The sequence below is a fragment of the Kitasatospora sp. NPDC127116 genome, from assembly GCF_042677365.1.
Classification (GTDB): Bacteria; Actinomycetota; Actinomycetes; order Streptomycetales; family Streptomycetaceae; genus Kitasatospora; species Kitasatospora lactacystinica.
Genome location: NZ_JBHXTL010000295.1, coordinates 1 through 1,675 on the forward strand (window position 1 = coordinate 1; position 1,675 = coordinate 1,675).

At 69.1% G+C, this 1,675-nt stretch carries 1 protein-coding gene and 1 pseudogene; both read left to right on the forward strand.

Annotated features, from left to right (window positions below; genetic code table 11):
- Window positions 1-211, forward strand: a pseudogene (locus ACFVHV_RS43755) (M1 family peptidase); the annotation flags it as partial.
- A 162-nt stretch (window positions 212-373) separates the two neighbouring features.
- Window positions 374-1,675, forward strand: a 1,302-nt coding sequence (locus ACFVHV_RS43760) for a M1 family metallopeptidase (RefSeq protein WP_380359474.1), incomplete at its 3' end; no start/stop codon positions are given.

Sequence of the window (1,675 nt, forward strand, 5' to 3'; positions counted from 1 at the left end):
GAAGCTCGGCGACGTGCTGAACACCTGGCTGTTCACCCCGAGCAAGCCCGCGGTCGGACCGGTGCCGCCGGGCACCGCTGCCGCGGCCTCCGCCTCGGCCTCGCCGGCGCCGGGCGCTGACGCCGGCCGGGACGCGGGGCAGCCCCCGGCCGAGCCGAAGTCCTGGAAGAAGATCCAGGAGACCAACTCGGTGCACGAGGCCCATAGCTGACGACATGTCGGACCGGTCGGGCGACGGCTCCGCGGCACCGCTGCGGAGCCGTCGTTTCGGCGCGTTTCTTTTCATGAAGATCTCACGATCGGGGAGTGGGCGAGGGGTTGACGGGAGAAGGATCGATTCGACCCGTCGTTCCGGTGATTCCTGGAGGACCATGTGCGCAAGAGGCTGATCGTCTCCGCCGCCAGTGCCCTGAGCCTGTTCCTGGCCGTTCCCGCTTCCGCTTCCGACTTCCAACCCGGGGCGGACGGGGTCGGGGACCCGTACTACCCGACCCTCGGCAACGGCGGGTACAGCGTGTCGCACTACGACATCCGGCTGAAGTACCAGCCCGCCACCGACGAGCTGGAGGGCACCACGACGATCCTGGCCACGGCGACCCAGGACCTCTCCCGGTTCAACCTCGACTTCGCGCTGAAGGTCTCCGAGGTCCGGGTCAACGGGCGGCCCGCGGCCTTCGCCACCAGCGGTGATCAGGAGCTGGAGATCACCCCTGCCCGGCCGCTGGCCAAGGGCGCCCAGGCCACCGTGGTGGTGCGGTACAAGGATGTGCCGTCCACCGTGGAGAAGTACGGCGGCTACACCGCCTGGCGCCGTACCCCGGACGGTGCGGTGGTGGCCGGCGAGCCCGTGTCGGCCGGCTGGTGGTTCCCGAGCAACGACCACCCGAGCGACAAGGCGACCTTCGACGTCTCGGTGCTGGTGCCGGACGGCAACCAGGTGATCAGCAACGGCGTGCTGACCGGCACCAGCTCGCAGGCGGGCTGGACCCGGTACAGCTGGCGGGAGAACAAGCCGCAGGCGACCTATCTGGCCACGCTGGCGATCGGCAAGTTCGACGTCACCCGGGACACCACGGCGAGCGGGCTGCCGGTCTACAACGCGTACAGCAAGGATCTGGGTGACAACGCCGCCGCGGCGCGGGCGAGTATCGAGCGCACCGGTGAGCTGGTGGACTGGCTGAGCGGCTACTTCGGCGAGTACCCGTTCAGCTCCGTCGGCGGCTACGTCGCCAACACCTCGTCCAGTGGTGCCCTGGAGACCCAGACCCGGGTCTCCTACGGCCCCGGGCTGTTCGCCAGGGGCACCAATACGTCGGTGGTCGTGCACGAGCTGGCCCACCAGTGGTACGGCGACAGCGTCTCGCTCTCCCGCTGGTCCGACATCTGGCTGAACGAGGGCTTCGCCGAGTATTCGCAGTTCCTCTGGTCCGAGCACGAGAACGAGGGCACCGCGCAGGAACTGGCCGACTACATCTACGCCTCACGTCCGGCCGACGACCCGTTCTGGACCGTCAAGCCGGGCGACCCGGGCGAGGACAACCAGTTCTCCCTCGCGGTGTACTACCGCGGCGCGCTGGCCATCCAGGCGCTGCGCAACGCCGTCGGGGACGAGAAGTTCTTCCAGATCCTGAAGGGCTGGCCCACCGAGCGCCGCTACGGCAACGCCACCATTCCG